Annotated in this window: 1 pseudogene; it reads left to right on the forward strand. The window is 47.3% G+C overall.

The window, feature by feature from the left end:
• Window positions 1-695 (forward strand): annotated as a pseudogene (locus ACINWC743_RS02485) (contractile injection system protein, VgrG/Pvc8 family); the annotation flags it as partial.

Below are 695 nucleotides of genomic sequence, written 5' to 3' on the forward strand. Positions count from 1 at the left end.
CACAGTGACCAGTACGACAATGCTAGTCTAGGCTTAGAACAAGTATGGCACTTTAGCCCTGCATGGATACCTGACCTGAATGGGGAAGATGGTGCAACGGCATCAGGCAATAGTCAGATCGAACGCTTTAACCAAAACCTTAGCAACTACTACGATGCCCAAGCCAAACAATTCACGGCAATATCGACGGTACGAGATGCACAAGTCGGCTATTACCTTGAGCTAAAAGGGCATCCTCAAATCGATCAAAAAGATTCTGCCGATCAGCAGTTCTTGATCATCTCCAAAAACTTTTATAACCAAAATAATTTACCCAAAGACCTCAACGAACAAATCAATCGTTTAGTTGAACACAGCCATTGGCAGCTCACAGTATCCCCACAAACAACAGTGAAGAACGCCAAGCCAATCAGCTGATCTTACAACGCAGAAACATCAGTACGGCACCAGAATACAACCCACTCAAACACCGTCCAGTAGCTCACCCACAACGCGCCAAAGTGGTTGGTCCAAGTGGAGAAGAAATCCATGTAGATGAATGGGGACGCATCAAGGTTCGCTTCCTCTTTACCCGCAATGAAGACCACAGCCATGATGGTGGTGCAGGCTCGAATGACAATGATACCGACTCAGCTTGGGTTGATGTATTGACGCCATGGGCAGGCGAAGGTTATGGAGCTCGCTTCCTACCGAGG

The organism is Acinetobacter sp. WC-743, assembly GCF_000335555.1.
Lineage (GTDB): Bacteria > Pseudomonadota > Gammaproteobacteria > Pseudomonadales > Moraxellaceae > Acinetobacter > Acinetobacter bereziniae.